Genomic DNA, 24,341 nt, shown 5'->3' on the forward strand with positions numbered 1-24,341 from the left:
AAAAACAGTAATGGGAAGGGGCGTTTTTTTTGCCAACCAAAATAGAAAAGGTAACAAATCTGTTTGAAGCGTACCGCAACGAACGAGAGGCGGGGCCGATGACGAAGTATATGAAGAATCATTTCCCTTTTTTAGGAATCAAGTCTCCTATCCGGAAGGAGCTGGAAAAGGTATTTTTCAAAGAAGCAGGAATATTGAAAGAGCCATTCGATCAAGAATTTATTATAGAGCTTTGGGAAAAAGATGAAAGAGAATATCAATATATGGCCTTAACCTACATAGAAAAATCGTTAAAGAAGTTGCAAAAAGGGGATTTGGCCTTAATGGAAAGACTAGTATTGGAGAAATCCTGGTGGGATACGGTGGATGCAATTGCGGCAAAGCCGGTGGGAAAAATAGCAGAGAAGTTTCCGGAAATCATTGAGGAAACGATTGACGACTGGGCAGAACATGACAATATGTGGTTGCGACGAACGGCGATTCTTTTTCAGTTAAAATACAAAGAGAAAACCGATAAAGAGCGGCTGTACCGATACATAAGGAGCAATTCTGACAGTAAGGAATTTTTTATCCAAAAGGCCATTGGCTGGGCGCTTAGGGAATACTCCAAAACCAATCCGTCCTCGGTGAAGCAGTTTATCAATGAAAACAGTCTTGCCCCGTTAAGCGTAAGAGAAGGAAGCAAATATGTAGACTGAGCATTTAAACGATACGGTTTAACTATTCATGTTAGAATGGGCATAATGAAAAATTTTGGAAGGTGAGACTCTTGATTAAATGTATTGCATCAGACATGGATGGAACATTATTGAATTCCACACAAACCATCAGTGAAGAAAATAAAAAAGCGATTTTAAAAGCACAGGCACAAGGAATTGAATTTATTGTGGCAACGGGCAGATCCTATCAGGAAGCAACCTATGTATTAGCAGAAGCCGGTTTAAACTGCCCGGTGATTGGTGTGAATGGTGCGGAGGTGCGCTCGAAAGATGGTGAAGTTCTTGCAGCGACTCCAATTAGTAAAGAGTTGGCAAGAAAAGTAGCAGCAAAGCTGGTTGAAAAAGACGTGTATTTTGAAGTGTACACCGACAAGGGAGCCTATACGATTGATGCGGATAAGGCAGTCTCCATTCTAGTCGACATCGTTGTCAGTGCAAATCCAGAAGCAAATGTCCAAGAGATTGTGAAGGCAGCGGGAGCAAGAATAAGTGATGGCTTAATTCATACCATTGAAGATTATGAGGTTCTATTTTCCAGTAATGACTATCAAATCTATAAATTCTTAGCATTCGATTTTGATGCAGACAAATTGGAAACAGCTAACCAATCTCTTGCTGAGTTGGACGACCTGGCTGTATCCACCTCGGGTCATGAGAACTTGGAAATTACCAATAAGAATGCTCAAAAGGGCATTGCGCTTGCATCTTTTGTGCAAGCAAAAGGAATCAAGCTATCGGAGACGATGGCAATTGGTGATAACTTTAATGATGTCTCGATGTTTGAAGCAGCAGGAAGATCGGTTGCGATGGGCAATGCGGGCTCGTACATAAAGTCTTTATGTGATGCAGTGACAGCTCCCAACAACGAGCATGGTGTGGCGAAAGCGATTTTGGAGGTATTATAGGTAAGGGAGCGGTCTATGGGTAAGTACAGGGGGATGAAGGACAATTTTGGCTAAAACCCAGGTGGATTTGTCCTTCATAGGGTGGATGAAGGACAATTTTGGCTAAAACCCAGGTAGATTTGTCCTTCATAAGGTGGATGAAGGACAATTTTGGCTAAAACCCAGGTGAATTTGTCCTTCATAGGGTGGATGAAGGACAATTTTGGCTAAAACCCAGGTAGATTTGTCCTTCATAAGGTGGATGAAGGACAATTTTGGCTAAAACCCAGGTGAATTTGTCCTTCATAGGGTGGATGAAGGACATTTTTGGCTAAAACCCAAATAGATTTGTCTTTCATAAACAAAATGAAGGACATTACAGAGTAAAATCCCGGAAGATTTGTCTTTCATCAGACCAGTCTCCCGGGATTTTTAGGTGCATGGCACCCTACAAGATCTCAATCTTCAATGAGTTGACTTGGGAGACGAGGAGTTCTTCGTATTGTTTTTGGGCTTGGAAATATACTTCCTGCTCGCCGAAGGTTGGGTTTTCCTTTTTGACCTTTGCAATCAGGTCTTTTTGGACCTTTTGCGCAAGAACAATCATCTCGTATTGCTGTTTTTCAGTCGTCCAGAACTTCTCTTCACCATATTCGGTAATTAACTTTTTAGCAGAATCATATTGGTTATACTGTTCGCGGGCTTTACCCAAGGCTTCATCCACTTCGACAGCCGTTGCCTGATGACCTTTTTCGTTCGCAAGCATCGCCATTGAGCGGAGTCGGATAATTTGTGTTAAGACTTGATTCTTATTGTTATTTACTTTCTCCTGCGATTCTAAGTAGGCCAACTCTTCCTCTAATTGTTTACCTGTGTATTTCTTCTTCGCCGCCTCACGGTTGATTTCCAGCTGCAATTGATTAATGAATTGATAGAAAGCTACATCCTCATTCGTAACCCATTCTCCGTTGATTTTAGCTACTCCCTTAGGCTTCGTTACGTTAATGTCGATGACCTTTTCTGTCTTTTTTCCGTCTTTTTCTAACGTAAACGCTGCTTCATATTTGCCGCCCATTGGCAGATTCACTTTACCTGTATAGGTTCCGTTTTTTCCTTCAGTAAGCTTTACGTCGTAAGACCCATGATCCATATTGGTCATCGATAATTGCGTGGTAACCTTCAGACCTTTAACCGCTTTCTTGTTCTCCGTTACCTTTATTTCAAACGGCATAGCGGTATCCTTTTGATAGTAAAGCTCCTTCGTCACATCGATTTTATAATCAGGGCCACTGCTGCAGCCGGTTATTAAACTGAGCAGCAGCAGTAAGACGAGCATGGTTCGTGTCTTCATGAGCCGATTCCTCCTAGGTTATGAGTGTTTAAAAATTCCTCTACTGTATATTTTTCCATTTTTCCATCATCTAAATAAGCCACATGAGTACACACCTGCTTAATTTCATCCAAATGGTGGGAGGAAAGCAAAATGGTTTTATCTTGAAGAGAGCCTAACACCTCTAAGATTTCCTTTCGCCCCATGGGATCAATGCCACTTGTCGGTTCATCTAGAATCAGAAGAGATGAATCTTGATACAAGGTAATCGCCAGACCTAGGCGCTGCAGCATTCCCTTGGAATATTTCTTTACCTGGACATCGCGGTCGTCCCACAGTCTCACGGCGGTCAACACCTGTTGAATACGCTCCGCATCCGCTTGTTTAAACACCGCTTCTGCGAAAAAGGTCATATTCTCAAGACCTGTCAGCATGGGATAGAGCATAAATTTTTCCGGTAAGTAAGCAATGGCCTTTTTCCATTCGTTATTTTTCTTCGTCACTTCAACTCCATTAATGGCAATCGTCCCTTGCTTAACGGGTAAGAGCCCTAGAAGGCTATTGATAAAGGTGGATTTCCCTGCTCCATTGCGGCCGACAAGGGCACAGATTTCATTTTTCTGAATCTCAACAGTAACTGCATCTAATACAAGCTTTTTCCCGAAGGATTGGTTTAAATTTGATACTTTAATCATTCATACCCCTCCTTCCGGTTGAACAAAATGGCAGTTGAGTAGGAAACCATAAGCCAAAACGCTAGATTTCCCAGTAAAAAGAATACGGGCTTTGTCCACATAAAGGCCTGCAGGAGTCGTGACATATGGCCGAAGGAATACACGCCCATTCCCGTCTCGAGGAACATCCTCACTGCCTGTAATGGATTTAAAAAGTAGGCGGATGAAAAGAGTTTTACATTTTCATGGGTCACGTCAGGTAAAAATGAGAGCAAGATAAAATCATGTAAAAAGAAGAAATAAAACCAGACGAAAATGGTATAACCGATAATCTGCATCCGCGAACGGCTGAAGCTGCCAATGGCTGCACCCATTTGTAAAAACACTAACGCTAAACAGGTTATGGCTACTACAAAGATAAAGTAGGCTTTCATATCAAGTTGAAAATTAAACTTTAACAATAGTAAATAGAAGAAAAACCAAGCTAGAAGCGGGACTAAAACCACGGTATACAGTCCCAGACATTTTTTTACGAAGAAGGTAGAAAAATTGTCTTTTTTCGTTAGTAACATGATTAACGTTTTTTGTTCCTTTTCCTGAAAAATGGAGAAGGCCCCGATGAATAAGCAAAGGATCGGGATAAAGTAAATAATTGTATCAAATAGATTGATTAAGAGAACATAAAAGCCTTTATCAAATGAAAGGACAGAGGAACGAAACAATATACTGATTGAAATGAGAACGATGATACTTAAGGAAAGCCATAGTCCTTTTCCTCTTATATTTTCCTTCCATTCCTTCCAAATGTAATGCATAGTAAATGTCTCCCTTTTAATAAAATGAAAACCACCAGCAGGCCGATAACAGTGAGTAGAACAGATAAATGACTGCTTTTTTCAGCTGCTAACGGATGTGGGTCCGTAAACATGACTTCGTCGTTCGTTAAAGTGGCATTAATTTTTTCATAGATTTTAATGGCAGGACTTTTTAAAAATAGATTGGTCAATTCCTGGTCCTCGATCAGCTGATGGAGAGAAGAATGATAGGTTACCTTAAAATCGCCAATTCCGTCTTGATTTAAATCAGTGAGCGGAAAAGCGGTTCCCCAGTCATTTCCCTTCCCATCTTTACTCCAAAAGTTGCTGTCTCCTTTTCCACCAAGGGTGACAGCAGGTAGGGTATTTTCAGTAATCTTGTTTAGCGAGAAAATTTGGTCATTGGAACTAGCCCAAAGCTCAATCCCAATTTGGTTTTGAATGATTTTGTTTTTAATAATGGTGTTTTTAGTTGATTGATCAATATACATGCCTCGTTGGTTCATGTAAAACGTATTATTGTTTATATAATTATCATTGGCTTGTAGGAGTAATAAGCCGAACGATTGATTTCCATAGTTAACGATAAATTGATTGTCTTCAAGTGTTAGATGATTCGAGTTCATGACAGCTGCGCCGCCTGTGTTCATGGTGAAAATATTTCGTTTAAAAATATTTTCATCAGAGTACATATAATGTAAGCCATATCTAGTATTACTAATGTTATTATCCAAGATTTTATTATTATTAGCATAATCAAAGAACATGCCATCACGCGTGCCTTCAATTGTATTATGAGAAAGTAAGTTATCTTTTGCGTAATAAATGTGCAGGCCATTTCCTTGAGCGGCGATTTCGCCTTTGCCCATGCCTATAATATCGTTATATCGAATGGTATTGTGGTGAGCCTGGCTTAAATAAATCCCGTGAAAGGAATGACGGATATGAATGTGTTCAACCACATTATTGTTTGTATAAACCTTGATTGCTGCATACTCTTCTGCAGAGTTCCGATTCATACTACTATTTGTAACGGTAAGATGGCTCAGCTTCACATGGGGGGCTTTGATTGAAATGACATTCCCCGTTCCGTCTCCTTTAATCACGGTTTTCTTTGAGCCTACTATTGTCATGTGTTTATTAATAACAATATTACCTACATACGTTTTATCCTCGAGCTTTAATACCGCTCCTTCTTTCATGCTGTCGATCAACGCTTGTAAGTTTTCGGCCGCCATATTTTTCTCGGGTTTCATAAGTAAAAAGAGAGAAAAAATGAGAGATAGGAGCGCTAATTTTTTCATCTTACTCGATCCTTCCATAAAGGAATTAATAATAAAATAAAGGCAGCAATCACAAAATAGATCCCTGTGCCAAGCATACTGTGTGTGATAAAATTGGCAACCGTGTTTTCCCCAATAATCGGAGGAACAAATGGATCAATTTTAATGGGAGCTTTTGAGCTCAAGTTTGTTCCATATCGTTGCAGTGCAAAGTGGAGGTCTAAGATCCCAGTGACACCCACAAGGGCAATGATTCCTATTAATCCATAAAGGACTTTCTTCATTCGAAGAATAGCAGTTAAAAGAGTTAGGCCAGCTAATCCGCCGATAATATAAATAAGGTAGGAGAGTTCCGGGAAATTCTTTTCACTGAAATTTGACATTCCAATATAGTGATTTAGACCGTTGATAATGTCGATTTCTCCTTTAAGTTTGTTCGGATACACAATAATATTTAACCCTTCGGGATATTGTGGTGCGTAAAAAACCATTTTCCACCATGGGAAAAACATGGAGATAACAATCAAAACGGCAGATAATGTGATCAATAAAGAGGAAGTAACCGAAAATTTACTACCTTTCTTACTATCATTCAAGTTAATCACTCCTAATATGCTGTTAACTAAATTAAATGGAGGCGAGGCTGACCACGTTGCAGCTAAGTCAGCCTCGCCATTCATGACATTAGTTCTTCGGCTTAACAAGGAAGTAGCCGTTCATTTCCTGATGCAGTGCAGAGCAGAAATTCGTACAATAGAGTGGGAAGGTTCCTGCTTTATCAGCGGTGAACTCCATTGTGTTTGTTTGACCAGGCTGTACTTCCATGTTTAAGTCATAGCTATTAATGGCAAAACCGTGGGTAATATCTTCATCGAAGTCGATATTGGTTAAATGGATAAATACATGATCACCTTGATTCACTTCAATGACGTCAGGGCGTTTGGATTTTGCGTCAAAAATAAATCTTGAGCGCATGGCAATGCCATACACATGTACTTCGTTTCCTTTACGAACAATTTTTGTTTCACTTTGTTTGTAAACTGCGTCTTTATTCTTCGTATCCTTTGGATATACATTAATTGTCTTGATTTTGTCTGCTTTAATCATCTGAGCATAGTGTGGTTCAGGATCTACTGGTGCAGACATGATAACCTTCATCTTGCCGCTAATATCAATTAGTTGCATGGATTCTGGATGTGAAGGACCAACTGACAAGTACGTATCTTTAGCAATCTTGTTTAATGCAATGAGCCATTTACCATCAGGTGCTACGGTATCTCCCTCAGCGGAAACAGAGTGTCCTGGCGAGTACTGCACAGGTACACGGTCTAATGTTTTACCTGTTTTAGGATCCCACTTAACAATTTCAGATGAAATGAACATGGTTGTATAAGCCATGCCTTTATCGTCAAATTGTGTATGAAGTGGTCCAAGAGCATTTTCTGGGTTAACTTCTCTTTCCATAACAGATTCATAGTTAAGGATAGGAATTCCGTTTCTTTCACCAGCAAAGTCCTTATTTTCAACCGCTTTAAATGCTTTTTCAAAAGAGAAAACTGTCATTGCAGGTGCAAGTTTTCCTGAAGCAATGAAGTATTTTCCATCAGGAGTAACGTCCACACCGTGTGGTGATTTCGCAACAGGAACTAAATAAATTCCGCCCTTTTGCTTTTCAGGGAAGATCATCTTTTGGCCATCAACCTCTTCGTACTTACCTTCTTTGACCATCTTCTCAAGCTCTTTCCAATTGAACAGAACGATATAGTCACGGTCTGCCTGTGATGCATTAATTTCCATTGTTGTTGTTGATTCTTCCGTATTATACGTTGTCATAACTGCCCAATCAGCAGAGCCTTTTTTCCCTGCATCGGAAAGGTCATAGGACCAAGGTGGAAGAGCCACCTGATAACCAATGTTTAACTTTACATTTTTCTCGTCAAACGTGACGGCAGACATGACACCGCGATATTTTGCACTGTAATCATCAAGTGATTCATACTTCTGCCCAAGCGGCACTGCGAAACGAGTAGGTAAGAACATATACTCTGTGTTTTCGGTAACGAATGCTGCACAGTGAGGGCCAGCTGTATTTGGAACCTTAATAATGTCTTTTGTTGTGAATGTTTTTAAATCGACAACTGCTGCTCGGCTATTACCTACGTCGGTTGCAAACATCCATTTACCATCATAGTCACCCTTTGTTTCTGAGAAGGCTGGGTGATGAAGGTCTCCCCAAGTGTAACCGCCCATTAATTTTTTTGAATGCTCATCGAAACCATAACCTGTTGCAGAATCTTGTGAGAAAACGGGAATGGTTCTTATTTTACGCATGGAGGGAACACCGTAAATAAACATTTGTCCAGAGTGACCTCCAGAGGCAAAAAGATAATAATCATCTTTTTCACCAAATGGAACATATACCTTTTCAGCGTTGCTTTTGGTGCTAGATGCAGCTTCTGTGTTTGTTTTCGTTGAAAAATCAGCAAACGATATCGTAGCTGCTACAAACCCTGCGAGTAATCCCGACGCGATCGGAATCCATTTTTTCATATAATTACACCACCTTTTTCATTATTTTGCTTCTGATGCTTGCTTAAGAAGATCTAAAACCTGCTTCCGCTCGTCATCTGTTAATGGGTTTTTGCTGATAACACCAGACATAACAGCTGATGTTGGTTGTTTCAAGAATTCTTCAATGGGCTTGCCGTGCTTACCTTCAACGTTGACAAATGCCTGTGAAAGGTCTGGGCCTACTGCACCAGCTTTAATATTTAAGGATTCCACACTGTGGCAAGCAAGACATCCCTTTTTGCTAAGGATATTGTCTTCGCTAACAGATGCACTGCTTGTTTCTTTAGCAGCGGTACTTTCTTCTTTGGTTTCGGTTGTGGCCTTTGTTTCTGTTTGGGCTGTTTGTGATGGCTGTTCAGAAGCGCCCATAATGACGCCGAAAACAAGGTAGCCAAGACCAAAGCCGAGTACGGCGCTTATGACGAAGCTTAAAATTGCCTTATTCATTCTGTCCCCTCCTTTTTTATCAAATGAACACCTTCATCCTAAAGGGATTGCAACCGGAAAATTGTGATGTACAGCACAGTTTTATTTTTGTTTATGAACGTTTTGTGAATGGGATAGTAAAGTCCTGTTTTGTTGCTGTTTTAAAAAAATGAACGTTTTGTGAATCTCATCACTACATCTTGGTTGGAACTTACTTACAATGAATGGTAGAAATGAGTGAATGAAGAGGTGGTGGGGAAAGTGAGAGAGTCTGAGTGTTTAAAGGATCTACATTTATCGGTTTATCAAGAGGGGAAGCATATCGATCTACTGCGGAAAATTGTCATCTTTAAGGATTTATCGCCTAAATCTCTGCAAGTCATTGAAAAACGGATTCAGACTTTTACCTTTAAAAAAGGGACCAGGATTATTTCAGAGGATGAGATTGCGAGAGGGGTTTATTTTGTCCGTTTGGGCGCGGTGAAGCTGACAAAGCAGGATGAGAACGGCAATGAAATCATCGTATGTGTGAAGCAAAAAGGGGATGTGTTTGCTGAGGCGGGTTTGTTTACGCAAAAAACAGCTAAGTATCCGGCAACAGCCACGATGCTGCAGGACGGAGAGATTCTGTTCTTGGATAAACTGGAATTAGAGAGGGATTTATATAATGAACCTGAGCTTGCGATGCAAATGATTCGCTATATGAGTGATAGTTTAAGGGAGATGACGTCTCAGCTAAGAGATGTTGCCTTGTTGGATGTGTATGCAAAAACGGTGAAGACTCTTGAACGGCTGGGTGAGAAGTTTAACACAGAGAGAGGCAGATGGGATATTGAGATTCCTTTGACGGTTCAGGAGTTTGCGACGGTGGTGGGGACAACTCGGGAAAGCGTCAGCCGCGTGTTTTCGAAGTTGAAGAAAGAAGGATTAATTGACTTAAAGTCTAGAAAAATTGTTATTTTGGATTGGTGCGGTCTTTGTACGCTGCTGCATCGGGAGTATTAGAATAGAAAAAGGTGTAGAAGCTGGTCTACGAGACCGAACAGGGAAGAAAAAAGAGGAATGGGTAACGTAGAAGAGGTCTACGTGACCAATTAAGGGAAGAAAAAGAGGAGCGTGTAACGTAGAGGTGGTTTACGTTACCGAACAGGGTAAGAAAAAGGGGAAAGGGTAACGTAGAACGCCTCTACGAGACCGTTTGCCATTTTTTCCTGTGGCAAAGGTCGCATAGATCACCTCTACGAGACCGTTTGCCATTTTTTCCAGTGACACCGGTCGCATAGAACGCCTCTACGAGACCTTTTACCATTTTTTCCTGTGGCAAAGGTCACATAGAACACCTCTACGAGACCGTTTGCCATTTTTTCCAGTGACACCGGTCGCATAGAACGCCTCTACGAGACCTTTTACCATTTTTTCGAGAGGCAAAGGTTGCATAGAACACCTCTACGAGACCGTTTGCCATTTTTTCCAGTGACACCGGTCGCATAGAGCGCCACTACGAGACCGTTTGCCACTTTTTCGAGAGGTAACGGTCGCATAGAGCGCCTCTACGAGACCGTTTGCTATTTTTTCCAGTGACACCGGTCGCATAGAGCTCCACTACGAGACCGTTTGCTTTTTTCCCTGTGGCAACAGTGAAGATGTAGAAACAGTCTTCGTGACCGAACAGGCCAAGAAAAAGGGAAAAGGGTAACTTAGAAACAGTCTACGTTACCCAAAAAGTCAAAGGAAAGAGAAACAAGTAATATAATCCCAATGAAAAAAAAGCCCTTCAATCGCGAAGGGCTGTTAGTTTGCAAACTTATAGGTCCAAAAACGTTCGTTATTAATCCAAATCATGACTTGAGGGTCTTGATTTTTTAGCTTCTCTTCCATACCAATAAACATCTGCTCTGTCTGCGAACGGTGTGCTTGGATGGCTGCGAGCTTTGTTTGGCCAACAGGCGTGATATTGTTGATAATATCCGGTTCCCCAAGCTCTTCGACACAATTATTAGAGAAAGCGACACAGTGTAAGGTCGGCCTTACAGCGGCAGGCATCTTCTCAACCGCTCTCACAACCGCCGCACCGGTGGCATCGTGGTCGGGATGGACGGAATAGCCTGGATAAAAAGTAATAATTAACGATGGATTCAGTTCGTCTATTAAAGCTGACATCGTGTTAGTCAGCTTCTCATCATCTTCAAATTCAATCGTTTTATCACGGAACCCTAGCATACGAAGGTCTTGAATACCCAGTACGTGGGCAGCCTCCTTCAATTCCTGCTTTCGTATTTTAGGAAGATTTTCCCGATTGGTAAAAGGGGGATTGCCCATATTTCTTCCCATTTCCCCTAATGTTAAACAAGCATAGGTAACAGGGGTTCCATTCTGAACATGAGTCGCAATCGTACCTGATACACCAAAAGCCTCATCATCAGGGTGAGGAAAAACAACCAAGACATGGCGCTCTTTTTTCATAGTTCATTCTCCTTTCCGAGATAACTGTTCAGCACTCCTTACTCAAATGGAGTATGGCTGATTTCAAGGGCAACGGCCAGCTTTCCTTCATGGTCATGGCCGGCTAATAATAGATGGTTCTCTTCGTCGATTTCAAAGTGGGTAATCCCCTCTGCGTAAATCCAACCGAGGTTGATTTTTAGACCGACGCGATACGGACCATTTCCTGTAATCTTTCCCAATTCATAACGAACAAGGGCGTTACGAATATAGGCTCCAGCGGAAAAGAAAGATTGATCTTTATGTGATGCATAAGCACCATTGGTTGTTTCAAGGTGAATATAAACATCTTTGTTTGCAAAGCCATTAATGGCCTCTTGGACACGGCTTAACTCCACTAACTCCATGCCTAATGACCTCCTTCCCTTTGATCCACAAGCAGAATCTATAAACTATTCTTATTTAATAATGTAACTATCATACTAAAATCATTTAAAAAATGCGAAATGAATGCTTAAGAAAAGCGTAAGCGCCTTGATCAGCCCCGACAGGCAAATGTTCTTCGGCAAGAAAAGTCCGCCTTTTGACTTTTTTTGCCGAAGGTTATTTGACCCGAGGGGCTAGGCGCTGGAGCTGGACAATTCTCAAAGTCGGATTTTACACTTTCTGATAATGTAAAAAGAGGTTGCATGAACGCCAACCTCTTTCAATGGTATTATTCGCAATCCTCACAATACTCAGTAACAGACTCCGCACCGCGGTACGCACCGTGCCAAGTCGGACCAACAAATTGGTTTAAGCGGAAGCCTTGCTGAATCGCAGCTGTAATAAATTCCTTTGCCACATCTACTGCATCATATACAGATTTCCCTTTTGCCAACTCAGCAGTAATTGCTGACGAATACGTGCAACCTGCGCCGTGAGTAAACGTCGTTTCAAATTTTTCGGACTCGTAAAGCTTAAATTCTTTTCCATCATACAGTAGGTCAACCGCTTTTTCTTCAGAGTGAAGTTTGCTGCCGCCCTTAATTAACACAAATTTAGCACCTTGCTCATGAATTTTCACTGCCGCTTCTTTCATTTCCTCGACGGTACGCGGTGTCTTCATTCCAGCAAGCTGTCCTGCTTCAAAAAGGTTAGGCGTAACGACTAAGGCACGTGGTAAAAGAAACTCGCGCATTGCATCTGTTGTCTCCGGATTCAATACCTCATCTTCGCCTTTACAAACCATTACCGGATCAATGACTACTTTTTCCAACTTGTTTTCATCAATTTTTCTTGCAGCTAATTCAATAATTTCAACGGTTCCAAGCATTCCTGTTTTCATCGCGTCAATTCCAACGGATAGAACAGTTTCCAATTGAGTCTCTAATGTATCTACTGCAATGGGAAACACACTGTGGTGCCAATCCTTTGGATCCATGGTTACAATCGTTGTTAACGCCGTCATGCCGTATACGCCAAGCTCTTGGAATGTCTTTAAATCGGCTTGAATGCCTGCGCCGCCGCTTGTATCAGATCCTGCAATCGTCATTACTTTTTTAATTGTCATTATGTACTCTCCTCCTTCAATGTATCTGCCTTTCTTATTATAATTCATTTCCAAAAATATAACATAAATGTTGCACTGTCTTTTGTTTGTTCGGTTAAAAAGGTCAATCCTTGACAGAAAAATGACAATTAGACCATTTGTACTATTTGCATGCATTTAGCGTGATAAATATTACTTTCAAAAAAAATCTAGGAAAGTACGATGATGACATAGGGAAGGAACTGAAATGCAATCGCTTACAAAAACCTGCTAAATAATATAAATACATTGGTTACCTTGTTGATTTGCAAAATGTTAGAAATCTGACACAAATTTGAAACGAACAAGGAAACCTTACTGTTTCTAGAAGCGAAATAGTTTTATGCTCAGGAGCTAACAGGAATAATCCACTTTGGTGGAGTTACACTTTTCGACAAAGTGACAAATGTCGCTGAGGGTAATTGGTCCTATTTTTACAATAAATAAAGAAAATCTTAATGGGGAGGGGAAACAATGAACCGCAAGGGTTGTCCCGATGAGTATCCAATTTCCTTGATCATTAACGGGTATGAAATAGCCGTTTTTCAATTAACCAAATACGACCTAGAGGATTGGACCTATGGATATTTGTTTTCTGAAGGATTTATCCAGGAAGCAAGTGATATTGAATCCATCTTAATCAATGAGGAAATGGGCAGCATTCACGTTTCTCTCAGCTCCCATTTTGACGAAGAACAAGTTTTTTCAAAAAAGAAGCATTATACCGCGGGGTGTGGTAGAGGAGTTACCTTCTTTTCTATGACAGATGTGAAGAATTTTGACAGAGTCGCTTCGGATAAGACTTATCAATTGAGCTATCTCTTAAAAAAGAGAAGTGAATTTGCCCAGAATTCAGATCTTTACCTGGAGACAGGCGGAATGCATGGAGCCTGCATTATCGATGAAGAGGGCATGTTGACGATTCGTGAAGATATTGGACGTCATAATGCCGTAGACAAAATTATTGGCTACGCAATAAGAAAACGGTTACAGCCTGAAAGGTTAATATTACTCACAACCGGCAGGGTTTCATATGAAATGCTCTCAAAAGCAGCGAAATTTGGCTTTCCTGTTATCGGTTCACGTACGGCAGCCACCAAGCAGGCTGTACAACTGGCAAAATTTTTAAATATTGAGGTGATTGGCTATTTAAGAGGGAAAATGGCCACGGTGTATACCACTAATGGCCGAGTGATCAATGATGTAACGGCCGAGTTGCCATTAGAGAGAAGCATTGAAGGGGGGAATTCCTAACGTAGAGTAAATGATGAAGAGAAATAGAGAGGGAAATACGGGATGTTCTAATCAATTTTGGGAAGGAGATTAGTGATGGTTGAAATGAACTTAAATCGCCGGCAATTTTTAAAGCTATCAGGTGCGACTGCAGCTACTCTTGCTGTTGTTGAACTGGGCTTTAATGAAAAGAAGGCCTACGCGAAAACAAAAGAATTCAAAATTGCCAAAGCTACTGTAACACCAACCATTTGCTGCTACTGTGGTGTCGGATGTGGAATCCTCGTTCACACCAAAGATAATACTGTGGTTTATACGGAAGGGGATCCGGATAACCCAATTAACGAAGGTAAGCTTTGTAGCAAAGGAACCACATTAAGACAATTATATACATCTGAAAAACGATTAACCAAACCACTTTATCGTGCTCCAGGAAGCGATAAGTGGGAGGTAAAAGAATGGGATTGGATGCTAGACACCATTGCCAAACGAACAAAAGAAACACGCGACAGTTCATTTGTTGAAGTTGAAAATGGCATCACCGTGAATAAAACAGAAAAGATTGCAAGCCTTGGCGGCGCAGCACTTGATAACGAAGAAACTTATTTGCTATCAAAATTAATGAGAGGGCTTGGTGTAACCTATTTAGAGCACCAGGCACGAATATGACATAGTTCTACGGTTGCCGGTCTGGCACCTACATTTGGTCGTGGAGCAATGACTAACCATTGGAATGATCTGCAGCATACTGATTGTGCGTTGATTATTGGGGCAAACCCTGCAGAAAATCATCCGATTAGCTTTAGATGGCTGACAAAAGCAAAGGAAAAAGGCGGCAAGATCGTCAGTGTGGACCCACGTTACACTAGAACGTCGGCACAGGCAGATGTGTATGCTCCGCTTCGCTCAGGTACGGATATTCCGTTCATTGGCGGGATGATTAATTATGCATTAGAAAACAATCTCATCCACAAAGAGTATGTTGTTAACTATACAAATGCCGCTTTCATCGTGAAAGAGGGTTATGACTTTAACGATGGCCTGTTCTCCGGATACGATGAAGCAAAACGGGCATATGACAAAACAAAATGGGCAATAGAAACTACAGAAGACGGGAAACCAGTGAAGGATGCATCATTAACCCATCCGCGCTCCGTATTCCAGCTAATGAAGAAACATTATTCCCGATATGATGTAAAAACGGTAACAACGGTCACAGGAACTCCAAAAGAAGATTACTTAAAGGTTTGTGAGGCCTTCTGTTCTACCGCTAAGGTGGGAAAAGCAGGTACGATTATGTATGCAATGGGAACAACTCAGCATACGGTCGGCTCTCAAAACGTCCGTATTTATGCGATCTTACAGCTTCTATTAGGCAACATTGGTCTACCTGGCGGTGGAATCAACGCGATGCGCGGTGAATCAAACGTTCAAGGTTCAACCGACTTTGGTTTATTATTTGATAACTTAACAGGTTACCTGGGCGCACCTAAAGCCACAGTTCCAGAGCATGCCACACTTAAAGGCTACCTGGACAAAGAAACACCAAAAACAGGCTACTGGAGCAATAAGCCGAAATTCGTAGTAAGCTTACTGAAAGCTTGGTACGGTGCCAATGCAACAAAGGACAACGAATTCGGTTATCAATTCCTGCCAAAAGGAAACAAAAACTACTCCCACATCAATTTATTTAATGCGATGTATAAGGGTGAGTTAGACGGCGCGTTCCTATTCGGTACGAACCCAGTGGTCGGCGGACCGAATGCAGGAAAAGAAAAAGAAGCGCTTGGCAACCTTAAATGGTTGGTAGCCATAGACCTTTGGGAAACAGAAACGTCTGCTTTCTGGCAAAAAGAAGCAGGCAGTAACCCTGCAAAAATCAACACAGAAGTATTCTTACTTCCAGCCTCTGCTTCATTTGAAAAAGAAGGTAGTGTATCAAACAGCTCCCGCTGGATGCAATACCGCTGGAAAGCGATTGATTCACGTGGCGAAGCAAGACCAGACCTTGATATCATTCATGAATTAGCCTTAAAACTGAAAGCATTATATGCGAACAGTCCTAAATCAGCAGACAAGCCGTTCTTAGCTCTAGATTGGAACTATGGAACAGGGGATGTACCTGATATTGATCTAGTTGCTAAAGAAATTAATGGCTATGACTTAAAAACAGGTAAATTAATCGCTGGTTTTGGTGCTTTACTAGATGATGGAACCACCTCAAGTGGTAACTGGATTTATTCCGGTTTCTACCCTGAAGAAGGCAAAAACAAATCCAAGAACCGCGATAACAAGGACACGGGCGGCGCGAACTATTTGAACTGGTCATACGCTTGGCCTTCAAACCGTCGTATTCTTTACAACCGTGCAGCAGCCGATCCTAGTGGTCAGCCATGGAGTAAGGAAAAGGCCGTCATCTGGTGGGATGCTGCTCAGAAAAAATGGGTCGGAAATGACGTTCCAGACTTTAAACCAGTTTTAGGGCCAACAGAGCCAGGTGGAACAGGAGCATTCATGATGAACAAAGATGGTGTAGCGCTATTATTTGCACCAACCTTGAATGATGGACCATTCCCTGAGCATTATGAGCCATTTGAAAGCCCAGTGGCGAATGCTTTTTCTAAGATTCAACTAAACCCAGCAACAGTGGTCATTGAAGGTGACTTCAATAAAAAAGGCGATAAAAAGAAATTCCCGATTATTGCAACCACCTACCGTGTCAGTGAACACTGGCAGTCTGGCTCCATGACAAGGAACCAGGAATGGCTTTCTGAACTAGCAGGTCATATGTTTATTGAAATGAGCGAAGAACTTGCTAAAGAAAAAGGCATCAAAAATAAAGATAAGATCGTCGTCAGCTCCGCGCGCGGGGAAATTAAAGCCTACGCGATGGTGACGAAACGATTTAAACCAATCCTTACGAACGGTAAGAAGGTCCATGAAATTGGAATGCCATGGCACTTTGGTTATAAAGGGTTTGCAACAGGAGATACAGCCAACCGCCTGACTCCACATATTGGGGATGCCAATACGATGATTCCTGAATACAAAGCATTCCTCTGTGATGTTAGGAGGGCGGACTAATGACGAAATATGTAAAATATGTTGATGTAACCAAGTGTGATGGCTGTCGTGCCTGTATGGTGGCCTGTAAAAACTGGAACGACCTTCCGGCGGAGCCAACGGAATTCCAAGGAAGTGTGCAATCTCATGCGAAAACAACAGCAGATACATGGAATGTCTTACAATATATTGAACATGAAAATGGAAAAGGTGATTTAGAATACCTATTCCGTCACTCCTCCTGCTTCCATTGTACAGATGCTGCCTGTGAAAAGGTGTGTCCTGAGAATGCCATCAGCTATACAAAGTATGGCTCTGTGGTCATCGATCAAGACAAGTGTGTAGGCTGTGGCTATTGTGTTCAGAACTGTCCATTTGAAGTAATTTCTTTAAAGACTTATAAAGATAAAAATGGTAAAGAGTACAAGAAGTCGCATAAATGTACGATGTGTACGGATCGTTTAGATGAAGGCCTGCAGCCTGCCTGCGTAACCACCTGCCACACAGGAGCGATGGAGTTTGGTGATGCGGAGGCTATGATTCAAAAAGCAGAAAAGCGCGTGAAGGAAATCAAGGATCGTTACCCAAATGCCATGGTATACAACCCACAAGGGGTAGGCGGCACACACACTGTTTATGTGCTGGCAGAGAAGCCATCTGTATATGGGTTACCGGAAAATCCAAAGGTTCCTACCTCAGCAGTGGCTTGGAAGGATTACGCACAGCCAATCGGTAAAATGATGCTTGGTGCGACAACCATGGCTGTTGTGGGTGCATTCATTACCAACCGTTTATTTAATAAAGAAGGCAAAGACGAGAAGCAAGATGGAGGTGGTAGCCATGAGTAAAAAACAAAAGCCAACCGTCCAAGTAAAGCGGTTTTCGAAGGCCTTTGTTTGGGCACACGCCGTCAATGCCATATCATTCTTTGCACTCTATATTACGGCACTGCCTATGTACACGGAATTCTTTGACTGGCTGTATCCTGTTTTAGGCGGTCCAGAAGGAGCACGTCTTCTTCACCGAATCTTTGCGGTTGCATTTGTTACGCCTACAGTTATTTGGGTAATTTTTGATTTTAAAGGCTTTAAGCGCTGGATGAAAGAGCTTATTACCTGGAAAAAAAGAGATCTTCAATTCTTCACTGAATTTGTGAAAGAACTTTTCGGCTTCAAATTTAAGCATGTCAGACAAACATTCTTTAACGCTGGTGAGAAGATCAACTCTATCATCCAAATTGTTACGGCGATTATGATTATTGGATCTGGCTTTCCGATGTGGTTCCCACAATTTTTCCCAAGAGCGGTAGTACAGTGGGGCTACTTCTTCCACAACTTCGGCTTTGGCCTAGCCATTGCGGTTGTTGTCGGACATATTTATTTGAGTGTCGTTCATAAGAACTCAAGACCAGGATACTCCGGTGTTGTCACTGGAAAGGTTCCTGCTTGGTGGGCTAAAGAACACTACACAGAGTGGTATGAAGAAGAAGTGAAAAAAGGCAACTTCCCTAAACTAGATGACCCAAGCAACAAGAAGAAAAAAGGGGCTTAATAACAACAAATTGGGGAAAGGCTGTCGGTAATCTGACAGCCTTTCCTTTTAAAAATAAGGCTGTGTTAAAGAACAGTGTTGATTTTTACACCCTGTTGATTGGAGCGGAAGGCACGAAGACTCCTGTGGGAGTATGGTTCAGGGGAGACCCCGCAGGCGCAAGCGCCGAGGAGGCTCGCCGAAACACCCACGGAAAGCGAAGTGCCTGGAGCGTAAATCAACAGGCAAGTTTAACAGAGACAAAAATAAAAGAATGAGGTGCAGCAACGATGATTAAATCCGTTGTTTCAAAAGAGTACCAGGAATTGCAGAAGGAAATTGTGAAGCTTCAAGAACAGTGGAAACAACAGATAGATAGGGAGACCATTAGGCCCAATCTAGATAAGGCAGCGATGGCCGCAGGGGTACCAGTTGCCGCATTAACGGCTATTGATTTTGAAATTTCACTATTCCAACAGTGGATAGAGGAAATAAATTCCACGCTAGTAAGATTTAATCCAGAACTAGAGCTAAAACTAGCTAGTATTGGTAATCTATTAAATGAAGAAGTAGCGGTGAAATGGATTGAAGAGGCATTTTCCTTCAATCAAGCGTATTTTGTTCGTTTTGCAGATGAAAATGGCCTGGAAGAATGGATTCCACAATTCCTGGCTGAAACAGCCCTTCGCCCTTATTTACAAGTAACCGCTGAAAAGATTCAAAAGGACATAGATAAGGCTGTTCCAGAAGCCGGTTGCCCTGTCTGTGGTGAACCGGTAAGAATAGCGTCTCTTGAGGAAGAAGGGAAAAAAGTGATGCACTGCCCACGCTGTTTGGCACACTGGCATGCAAGGCGCCTGGAATGCTCGCATTGCGGCAATGAAGATCACAAAACCATTCAGTTTTTAACGATTGAAGGCGATGCTGTTTCGCAAATTCAAGTTTGCGATGAGTGTAACGGCTATATTAAAATTATTGATACAAGACAATATATCAGCAAACCCTCTGCCGCATTACTAGATTTGAACAGCATCCATTTAGACTTCGTCGCTCAAGAAAATGGATATAACGCGGTAGGTGTGAAAAAAGTAGATAATTAGGCTTTGTTAAAAGATTGTTGATTTTGGCATCCTGTTGATTTGAGTGGAAGGTGCGAAGACTCCTGTGGGAGTACGGGTCAGGGGAGACCCCGCAGGCGCATGCGCCGAGGAGGCTCGCCGAAACGCCCACGAACCGCTCGCACCTGGAGCGGAAATCAACAGACGAGTTAACAGAGACAAAAACTAAGAAGGTGCAAAGGTGAAGGCTGCGGCTATTATTTTATCAGGTGGAAAATCTAGCAGGATGGGCACAAACAAGGCCCTGCTAAAAATAAACAAGAAAACAAACATCGAAAGAATTGCAGATACGCTTAAGCCCCTCTTTGATGATATAATTCTAGTAACGAACAATCCTGAATCTTATGAATTTTTAGGATTGAAGATGGTAAAAGACCATTATCCTGGTATGGGGCCGCTCGCTGGAGTACATGCTGGCTTGAATCACTCGGATTACGATGTGAATTTTATTGTCGCCTGTGATATGCCGTTTGTCTCAGGAGAACTGGCGCAAGCACTCGTCCACTTATGCAGCCATTATGATGCCGTCATACCCGTGATTAATGGAATACAGCACCCACTTTTTGCTGTCTTTAAAAAGGAGATGGCAAGTAAAGTGGCTGGGTGCATTGAAGAAGGAACACTTCGAATGAAGCACCTTCTGGATCGCTTACAGGTGTTGTACGTTACTGAAAGAGAATTGCAATCGAATAGCCTACTAGATCTTGATAAGGTCTTTTTTAATATGAATCACCCAAATGAGTACGAAGATGCAAAAAAGTGGGCCGAAGCAGATTAGATGAACACAAGGGGGAAAAGGGGAACCATGCAATTTTTCAAAGTAAAAACAGTGGAAGAAACATTTGCCTTAATTGAGGAATATATACCGGTAACGCCTACGAAAGAGGTGCGGACGCTGGAAGAAGCGCTCCATTACATTCTTGCCGAGCCGGTCGTGGCCAAGGAAAATGTCCCGAGCTTTGACCGCTCAACTGTAGATGGATATGCTGTAAAAGCGAAGGATACGTATGGTTCCTCTGAATCAATGCCTGGATTCCTTACTGTAACTGGGGAAGTGAAGATGGGTGAAGTCCCTCAATCTGTGGTGGGCCCGGGCAGTGCTGTCTATGTGCCAACTGGCGGGATGATGCCTGCTGGCAGTGATAGTGTCATAATGATTGAACATTGCGAGGACCTCGATGGTCTCTTAAATACGTATAAACAAATTGCACCAGGCGAAAATGTGATTAGAGCCGGTGAAGATATTAAAGAAGGAGAAACCCTCCTAACCGCTGGGACAAAGCTTCGTCCACAGGAATTAGGGGCCTTGGCCTCCTTAGGGATTACCCATGTAACGGTCTTTCGTCAATTGAAAGTCGGCTACCTATCGTCCGGAGATGAAATTGTTCCTTATCAAACAGAAACCCTCCAAGAAAGCCAAATTAGAGATATCAATCATTTAACCATCTCAGGGTTAGCTCGAGAATGGAATGTGGAAGTTGTTTACGGTGGGATTGTGAGGGATGATTTTGAAATCTTCCGTCAAAAAGCGAGAGAGCTTTACGATCAAGTGGACTGCCTGATTCTTTCTGGAGGAAGCTCTGTTGGGGCAAAGGATTATACAACTGAAGTCATTCAATCCTTAGGGGATCCGGGAGTATTTGTCCATGGAATTTCCATTAAACCAGGGAAACCAACCATCCTTGCTATGGCAGATGGAAAACCAGTCATTGGGCTACCGGGACACCCTGCTTCTGCGATGATTATTTTCCGTTTATTCGGTGAAAGAATTTTACGAAAGCTGATGGGGGAAAAAGTAGAGCGGAAACCTGAGCGGATTTTTGCAAGAATCACAAAGAACATCCCATCCTCCCCGGGTCGATCTGATTATATTCGTGTCCGTTTAGTTGAAAAAGAGGGAGAATGGTGGGCGGAGCCGATTATCGGAAAATCAGGCTTAATCACCACACTAGTTAAGAGCGATGGAATAGTTGAGATTAGTTCGGAAAAAGAGGGAATTTCACAGGGTGAATACGTTCCTGTGATTGCATCACGATAGGGGGAAGGTCAAATGGAGCAGACATATTATAAGCGGAAAATTTATTTAGAAGATAAACCCCGAGCGGAAGCGAGAGAAGAAATTCTTGCGGCACAACAGCTGCCCTCTGAAACGGAATATATCTCAGCAACAGAAGCTTTGGGACGAGTAACGGCTGAACCGATTTTTGCAAAGGTTTCGATGCCGCATTATCATGCGTCAGCGATGGATGGCATTGCTGTGGTGGCAGAAAGTACCTATCAAGCACATGAACAAAATCCACTGCAACTAAAAAAAGGCAGTCAATTTTGCTATGTAGATACAGGCAATGCGATTCCATCCCCCTTTAATGCCGTGATTATGATTGAGCATGTGGATGTAATCGATGAGGAAACGATTGAAATTATTGAGCCAGCCACACCTTGGCAGCATATCCGCCCAATTGGTGAAGATATCGTTCAGGAGGAAATGCTGTTCCCGCAAGGACATATATTAAGGCCAGCGGATTTAGGCGTGTTACTAGCTGCACAGCAAACGGTCATTCCGATCGTGAAAAAACCAGTGGTGACGATTATACCGACCGGGAATGAACTGGTAGAGGCAGATTCAGAGCTAGCTTCTGGGAACATTATTGAATTCAATGGCACGGTTTTTGCTAATTTTATTAAAGAGTGGGGCGGAGAGCCGAAGCTTCATACGATTGTGAAGGACGAGCCTGAGAAAATAAAAAATGCCCTTTTGGAAGCATCGGAAACCTCCGATATTATTGTCATCAATGCCGGTTCTTCTGCAGGACGGAAGGACTTCACGGTGCACATTATTGGCGAAATTGGCACCGTCTTTACCCATGGGGTCGCCGCACGGCCTGGAAAGCCTGTTATTTTAGGAAAAATAAATGGGAAAATCGTCGTTGGTGTTCCAGGATATCCGGTCTCCGCCTATTTGGCCTTGGAGTGGTTTGTCCGTCCACTGGTGTGTAAGTACTTAGAAATTCCTGAACCCAAAAGACAGACAGTAACGGTTAAGCTTGGCCGCCGCATTGTCTCGTCCATGGGTGCAGAGGACTTTGTTCGAATGAATATCGGCTATGTGAATGGCCAATTTGTTGCTAATCCACTGACAAGGGCGGCAGGGGTAACGATGTCGTATGTCAGAGCAGATGGCCTATTGATCGTCCCGCCAAATATCATTGGCTATGAGCAAGGAGACTTTGCTGAGGTGGAGCTGTTAAGACCGCTGGAAGAAGTGAGAAACTCCATTGTGTTTAGCGGCAGTCACGATTTGACGATTGATCTATTATCATCGCAATTGAAACGAGTGCATACAGATAGAAAAATTGTTTCATCTCATGTCGGCAGTATGGCTGGGATTATGGCGATTCGAAAAGGTGAGGCCCATGTAGCGGGCATTCATTTGCTTGACCCAAGCACAAAGCAATATAATGTTTCATATGTAAACAAAATTCTAGCAGGTCAAGACGTGGTTCTGTATCCATTTTTAAAAAGAAAGCAAGGCTGGATTTTACCAAAAGGAAATCCACTTGAAATAGAAAACGTGGCAGATTTGGTTAGAGGTAAGGTGAATTTCGTCAATCGCCAAAAAGGAGCCGGTACAAGAATTCTGTTTGATCTCTTGCTATCGGAAGAGGGACTCTCCTCGGAGGACATTATTGGCTATGAGCGTGAAATGTTCTCCCATCTTGCCGTAGCGGCAGAGGTCAAGGGTGATCGTTATGGTGCCGGACTCGGAATCTATCCTGCAGCAAAGGCAATGGACCTGGAATTTATTCCTGTTGCCGATGAAGAATATGATTTAGTAATGACAAGAAGCTTTTATGAAAGTGACAACGGAAGACAGCTAGTTGAGTTAATCCAGTCTCCTGCATTTAAAGAACAGGTAGAAAAGATTGGCGGCTATCAAGTAGTGGAAAATGCAGAGCCAAAGCGCTTGTCTGAAGAGGTGAAATAAATGAAAATGTTCGAGATTTCAAAGGAACCAATTGATATCCAAGCAGTGATTGATAAAGTAGTTCAGCGTGAGGCGGGTGCGATTACGACCTTTATTGGTACCGTCCGTGAATTAACAAAGGGAAAGAAAACGTTGTTTCTCATTTATGAGGCATATGAAGCCATGGCTGTGAAAAAGCTGGAGCAAATTGGTACCGAGATTGAACAGCGCTGGGAAGGTTCGTGCGTCGCAATCACCCACCGTGTCGGTCGTTTAGATATTACTGATGTAGCGGTAGTGATTGCCGTTTCTACCCCACACCGTGCAGATGCATATGAAGCCAACCGTTATGCGATTGAACGGATTAAGGAAATTGTTCCTATTTGGAAGAAAGAGCATTGGGAAGACGGCGAAGAATGGATGGGCAATCAGCTAGAAACAGTCGCTTATCCAAGCGGCAAGCCTGAGGAGAGTGACTTGAATGAATAAGGTACTATTTTTTGCCCATTTACGTGATGCAGTCGGCGGTGAGGAGTTTCTTACTATCGATGCAAGCGGTAAAACGGTCGCGGAGTTAAAAGCAGAGTTATCCGCCAACTATAACTTGCCTAAAATGGATACGGTGATGACAGCGATTAATGAAGAGTTTGCTTCCAATGATGAGGTTATCTCTGATGGTGATGTCATTGCGTTCATTCCTCCGGTTAGCGGGGGCTGAT

Annotated in this window: 23 protein-coding genes; 13 read left to right on the forward strand and 10 right to left on the reverse strand. The window is 42.4% G+C overall.

Annotation, left to right across the window (positions count from 1 at the left end; all coding sequences use genetic code 11):
• Positions 1-29: 29 nt before the first annotated feature.
• A complete protein-coding gene (locus tag RCG25_RS00570) occupies positions 30-698 on the forward strand; it encodes a DNA alkylation repair protein (RefSeq protein ID WP_308081741.1) in 669 nt (222 codons plus the stop codon).
• A 62-nt stretch (positions 699-760) separates the two neighbouring features.
• Entirely contained in the window at positions 761-1,624 is an 864-nt protein-coding gene (locus RCG25_RS00575; RefSeq protein WP_374121022.1) for a Cof-type HAD-IIB family hydrolase, read from the forward strand.
• Between the two features lie 427 nt (positions 1,625-2,051).
• On the opposite strand, the gene RCG25_RS00580 is transcribed toward RCG25_RS00575, so the two are convergent.
• From RCG25_RS00580 to RCG25_RS00610, 7 genes are all read right to left on the reverse strand, one after another.
• The gene (locus RCG25_RS00580; protein WP_308081743.1) at positions 2,052-2,954 is read right to left on the reverse strand and encodes a FixH family protein; all 903 of its coding nucleotides are present in this window, start codon (positions 2,952-2,954) and stop codon (positions 2,052-2,054) included.
• A complete protein-coding gene (locus RCG25_RS00585) occupies positions 2,951-3,628 on the reverse strand; it encodes an ABC transporter ATP-binding protein (RefSeq protein WP_308081744.1) in 678 nt (225 codons plus the stop codon). The genes RCG25_RS00580 and RCG25_RS00585 overlap by 4 nt, the downstream gene beginning before the upstream one ends.
• Positions 3,625-4,422 (reverse strand): ABC transporter permease, encoded by a 798-nt coding sequence (locus RCG25_RS00590; protein WP_308081746.1) that lies wholly within the window; start codon positions 4,420-4,422, stop codon positions 3,625-3,627. Before RCG25_RS00590 ends, RCG25_RS00585 begins: the two co-directional genes overlap by 4 nt.
• Positions 4,386-5,726: a nitrous oxide reductase family maturation protein NosD gene (nosD, locus tag RCG25_RS00595; RefSeq protein WP_308081747.1), complete on the reverse strand. Its 1,341-nt coding sequence runs from the start codon at positions 5,724-5,726 to the stop codon at positions 4,386-4,388. Before nosD ends, RCG25_RS00590 begins: the two co-directional genes overlap by 37 nt.
• Positions 5,723-6,301: a hypothetical protein gene (locus tag RCG25_RS00600; protein ID WP_308081748.1), complete on the reverse strand. Its 579-nt coding sequence runs from the start codon at positions 6,299-6,301 to the stop codon at positions 5,723-5,725. The genes nosD and RCG25_RS00600 overlap by 4 nt, the downstream gene beginning before the upstream one ends.
• A gap of 88 nt (positions 6,302-6,389) precedes the next feature.
• Positions 6,390-8,255, reverse strand: coding sequence for a Sec-dependent nitrous-oxide reductase (gene nosZ, locus RCG25_RS00605; RefSeq protein WP_308081749.1), 1,866 nt, complete (start codon positions 8,253-8,255; stop codon positions 6,390-6,392).
• 21 nt (positions 8,256-8,276) lie between these two features.
• Entirely contained in the window at positions 8,277-8,723 is a 447-nt protein-coding gene (locus tag RCG25_RS00610) for a cytochrome C (protein ID WP_308081750.1), read from the reverse strand.
• A gap of 240 nt (positions 8,724-8,963) precedes the next feature.
• Here RCG25_RS00610 and RCG25_RS00615 point away from each other — a divergent pair, with 240 nt between their 5' ends.
• On the forward strand, positions 8,964-9,707 hold the full coding sequence (locus tag RCG25_RS00615; RefSeq protein WP_308081751.1) for a Crp/Fnr family transcriptional regulator: 744 nt from the start codon (positions 8,964-8,966) through the stop codon (positions 9,705-9,707).
• A 786-nt stretch (positions 9,708-10,493) separates the two neighbouring features.
• On the opposite strand, the gene bshB2 is transcribed toward RCG25_RS00615, so the two are convergent.
• The 3 genes from bshB2 to pdxK all read right to left on the reverse strand — a co-directional run bounded on the left by bshB2 (position 10,494) and on the right by pdxK (position 12,696).
• On the reverse strand, positions 10,494-11,165 hold the full coding sequence (gene bshB2 / locus RCG25_RS00620; protein WP_308081752.1) for a bacillithiol biosynthesis deacetylase BshB2: 672 nt from the start codon (positions 11,163-11,165) through the stop codon (positions 10,494-10,496).
• A gap of 38 nt (positions 11,166-11,203) precedes the next feature.
• Positions 11,204-11,551 (reverse strand): YojF family protein, encoded by a 348-nt coding sequence (locus RCG25_RS00625; RefSeq protein ID WP_308081754.1) that lies wholly within the window; start codon positions 11,549-11,551, stop codon positions 11,204-11,206.
• 308 nt (positions 11,552-11,859) lie between these two features.
• Entirely contained in the window at positions 11,860-12,696 is an 837-nt protein-coding gene (gene pdxK, locus RCG25_RS00630) for a pyridoxine/pyridoxal/pyridoxamine kinase (protein WP_308081755.1), read from the reverse strand.
• Positions 12,697-13,188: 492 nt separating this feature from the next.
• Here pdxK and fdhD point away from each other — a divergent pair, with 492 nt between their 5' ends.
• From fdhD to moaD, 10 genes are all read left to right on the forward strand, one after another.
• Positions 13,189-13,968, forward strand: a complete 780-nt coding sequence (gene fdhD / locus RCG25_RS00635) for a formate dehydrogenase accessory sulfurtransferase FdhD (protein ID WP_308081756.1) — start codon at positions 13,189-13,191, stop codon at positions 13,966-13,968.
• Between the two features lie 84 nt (positions 13,969-14,052).
• On the forward strand, positions 14,053-17,031 hold the full coding sequence (gene fdnG, locus RCG25_RS00640; protein ID WP_308084067.1) for a formate dehydrogenase-N subunit alpha: 2,979 nt from the start codon (positions 14,053-14,055) through the stop codon (positions 17,029-17,031).
• Entirely contained in the window at positions 17,031-17,858 is an 828-nt protein-coding gene (locus RCG25_RS00645; protein ID WP_308081757.1) for a 4Fe-4S dicluster domain-containing protein, read from the forward strand. The genes fdnG and RCG25_RS00645 overlap by 1 nt, the downstream gene beginning before the upstream one ends.
• Positions 17,851-18,561: a formate dehydrogenase subunit gamma gene (locus tag RCG25_RS00650; RefSeq protein WP_308081758.1), complete on the forward strand. Its 711-nt coding sequence runs from the start codon at positions 17,851-17,853 to the stop codon at positions 18,559-18,561. Before RCG25_RS00645 ends, RCG25_RS00650 begins: the two co-directional genes overlap by 8 nt.
• A 269-nt stretch (positions 18,562-18,830) precedes the next feature.
• Positions 18,831-19,640, forward strand: a complete 810-nt coding sequence (locus RCG25_RS00655; RefSeq protein WP_308081759.1) for a formate dehydrogenase accessory protein FdhE — start codon at positions 18,831-18,833, stop codon at positions 19,638-19,640.
• Between the two features lie 199 nt (positions 19,641-19,839).
• On the forward strand, positions 19,840-20,436 hold the full coding sequence (locus RCG25_RS00660) for a molybdenum cofactor guanylyltransferase (RefSeq protein ID WP_308081760.1): 597 nt from the start codon (positions 19,840-19,842) through the stop codon (positions 20,434-20,436).
• 27 nt (positions 20,437-20,463) lie between these two features.
• Positions 20,464-21,696, forward strand: a complete 1,233-nt coding sequence (gene glp / locus RCG25_RS00665; RefSeq protein WP_308081761.1) for a molybdopterin molybdotransferase MoeA — start codon at positions 20,464-20,466, stop codon at positions 21,694-21,696.
• Positions 21,697-21,708: 12 nt separating this feature from the next.
• On the forward strand, positions 21,709-23,643 hold the full coding sequence (locus RCG25_RS00670) for a molybdopterin biosynthesis protein (protein ID WP_308081762.1): 1,935 nt from the start codon (positions 21,709-21,711) through the stop codon (positions 23,641-23,643).
• A complete protein-coding gene (locus RCG25_RS00675; RefSeq protein WP_308081763.1) occupies positions 23,644-24,111 on the forward strand; it encodes a molybdenum cofactor biosynthesis protein MoaE in 468 nt (155 codons plus the stop codon).
• On the forward strand, positions 24,104-24,340 hold the full coding sequence (moaD, locus tag RCG25_RS00680) for a molybdopterin converting factor subunit 1 (protein ID WP_308081764.1): 237 nt from the start codon (positions 24,104-24,106) through the stop codon (positions 24,338-24,340). Before RCG25_RS00675 ends, moaD begins: the two co-directional genes overlap by 8 nt.
• The last annotated feature ends 1 nt before the right edge of the window (position 24,341 follow it).

The organism is Neobacillus sp. PS2-9 (genome assembly GCF_030915525.1).
Classification (GTDB): domain Bacteria; phylum Bacillota; class Bacilli; order Bacillales; family Cytobacillaceae; genus Neobacillus.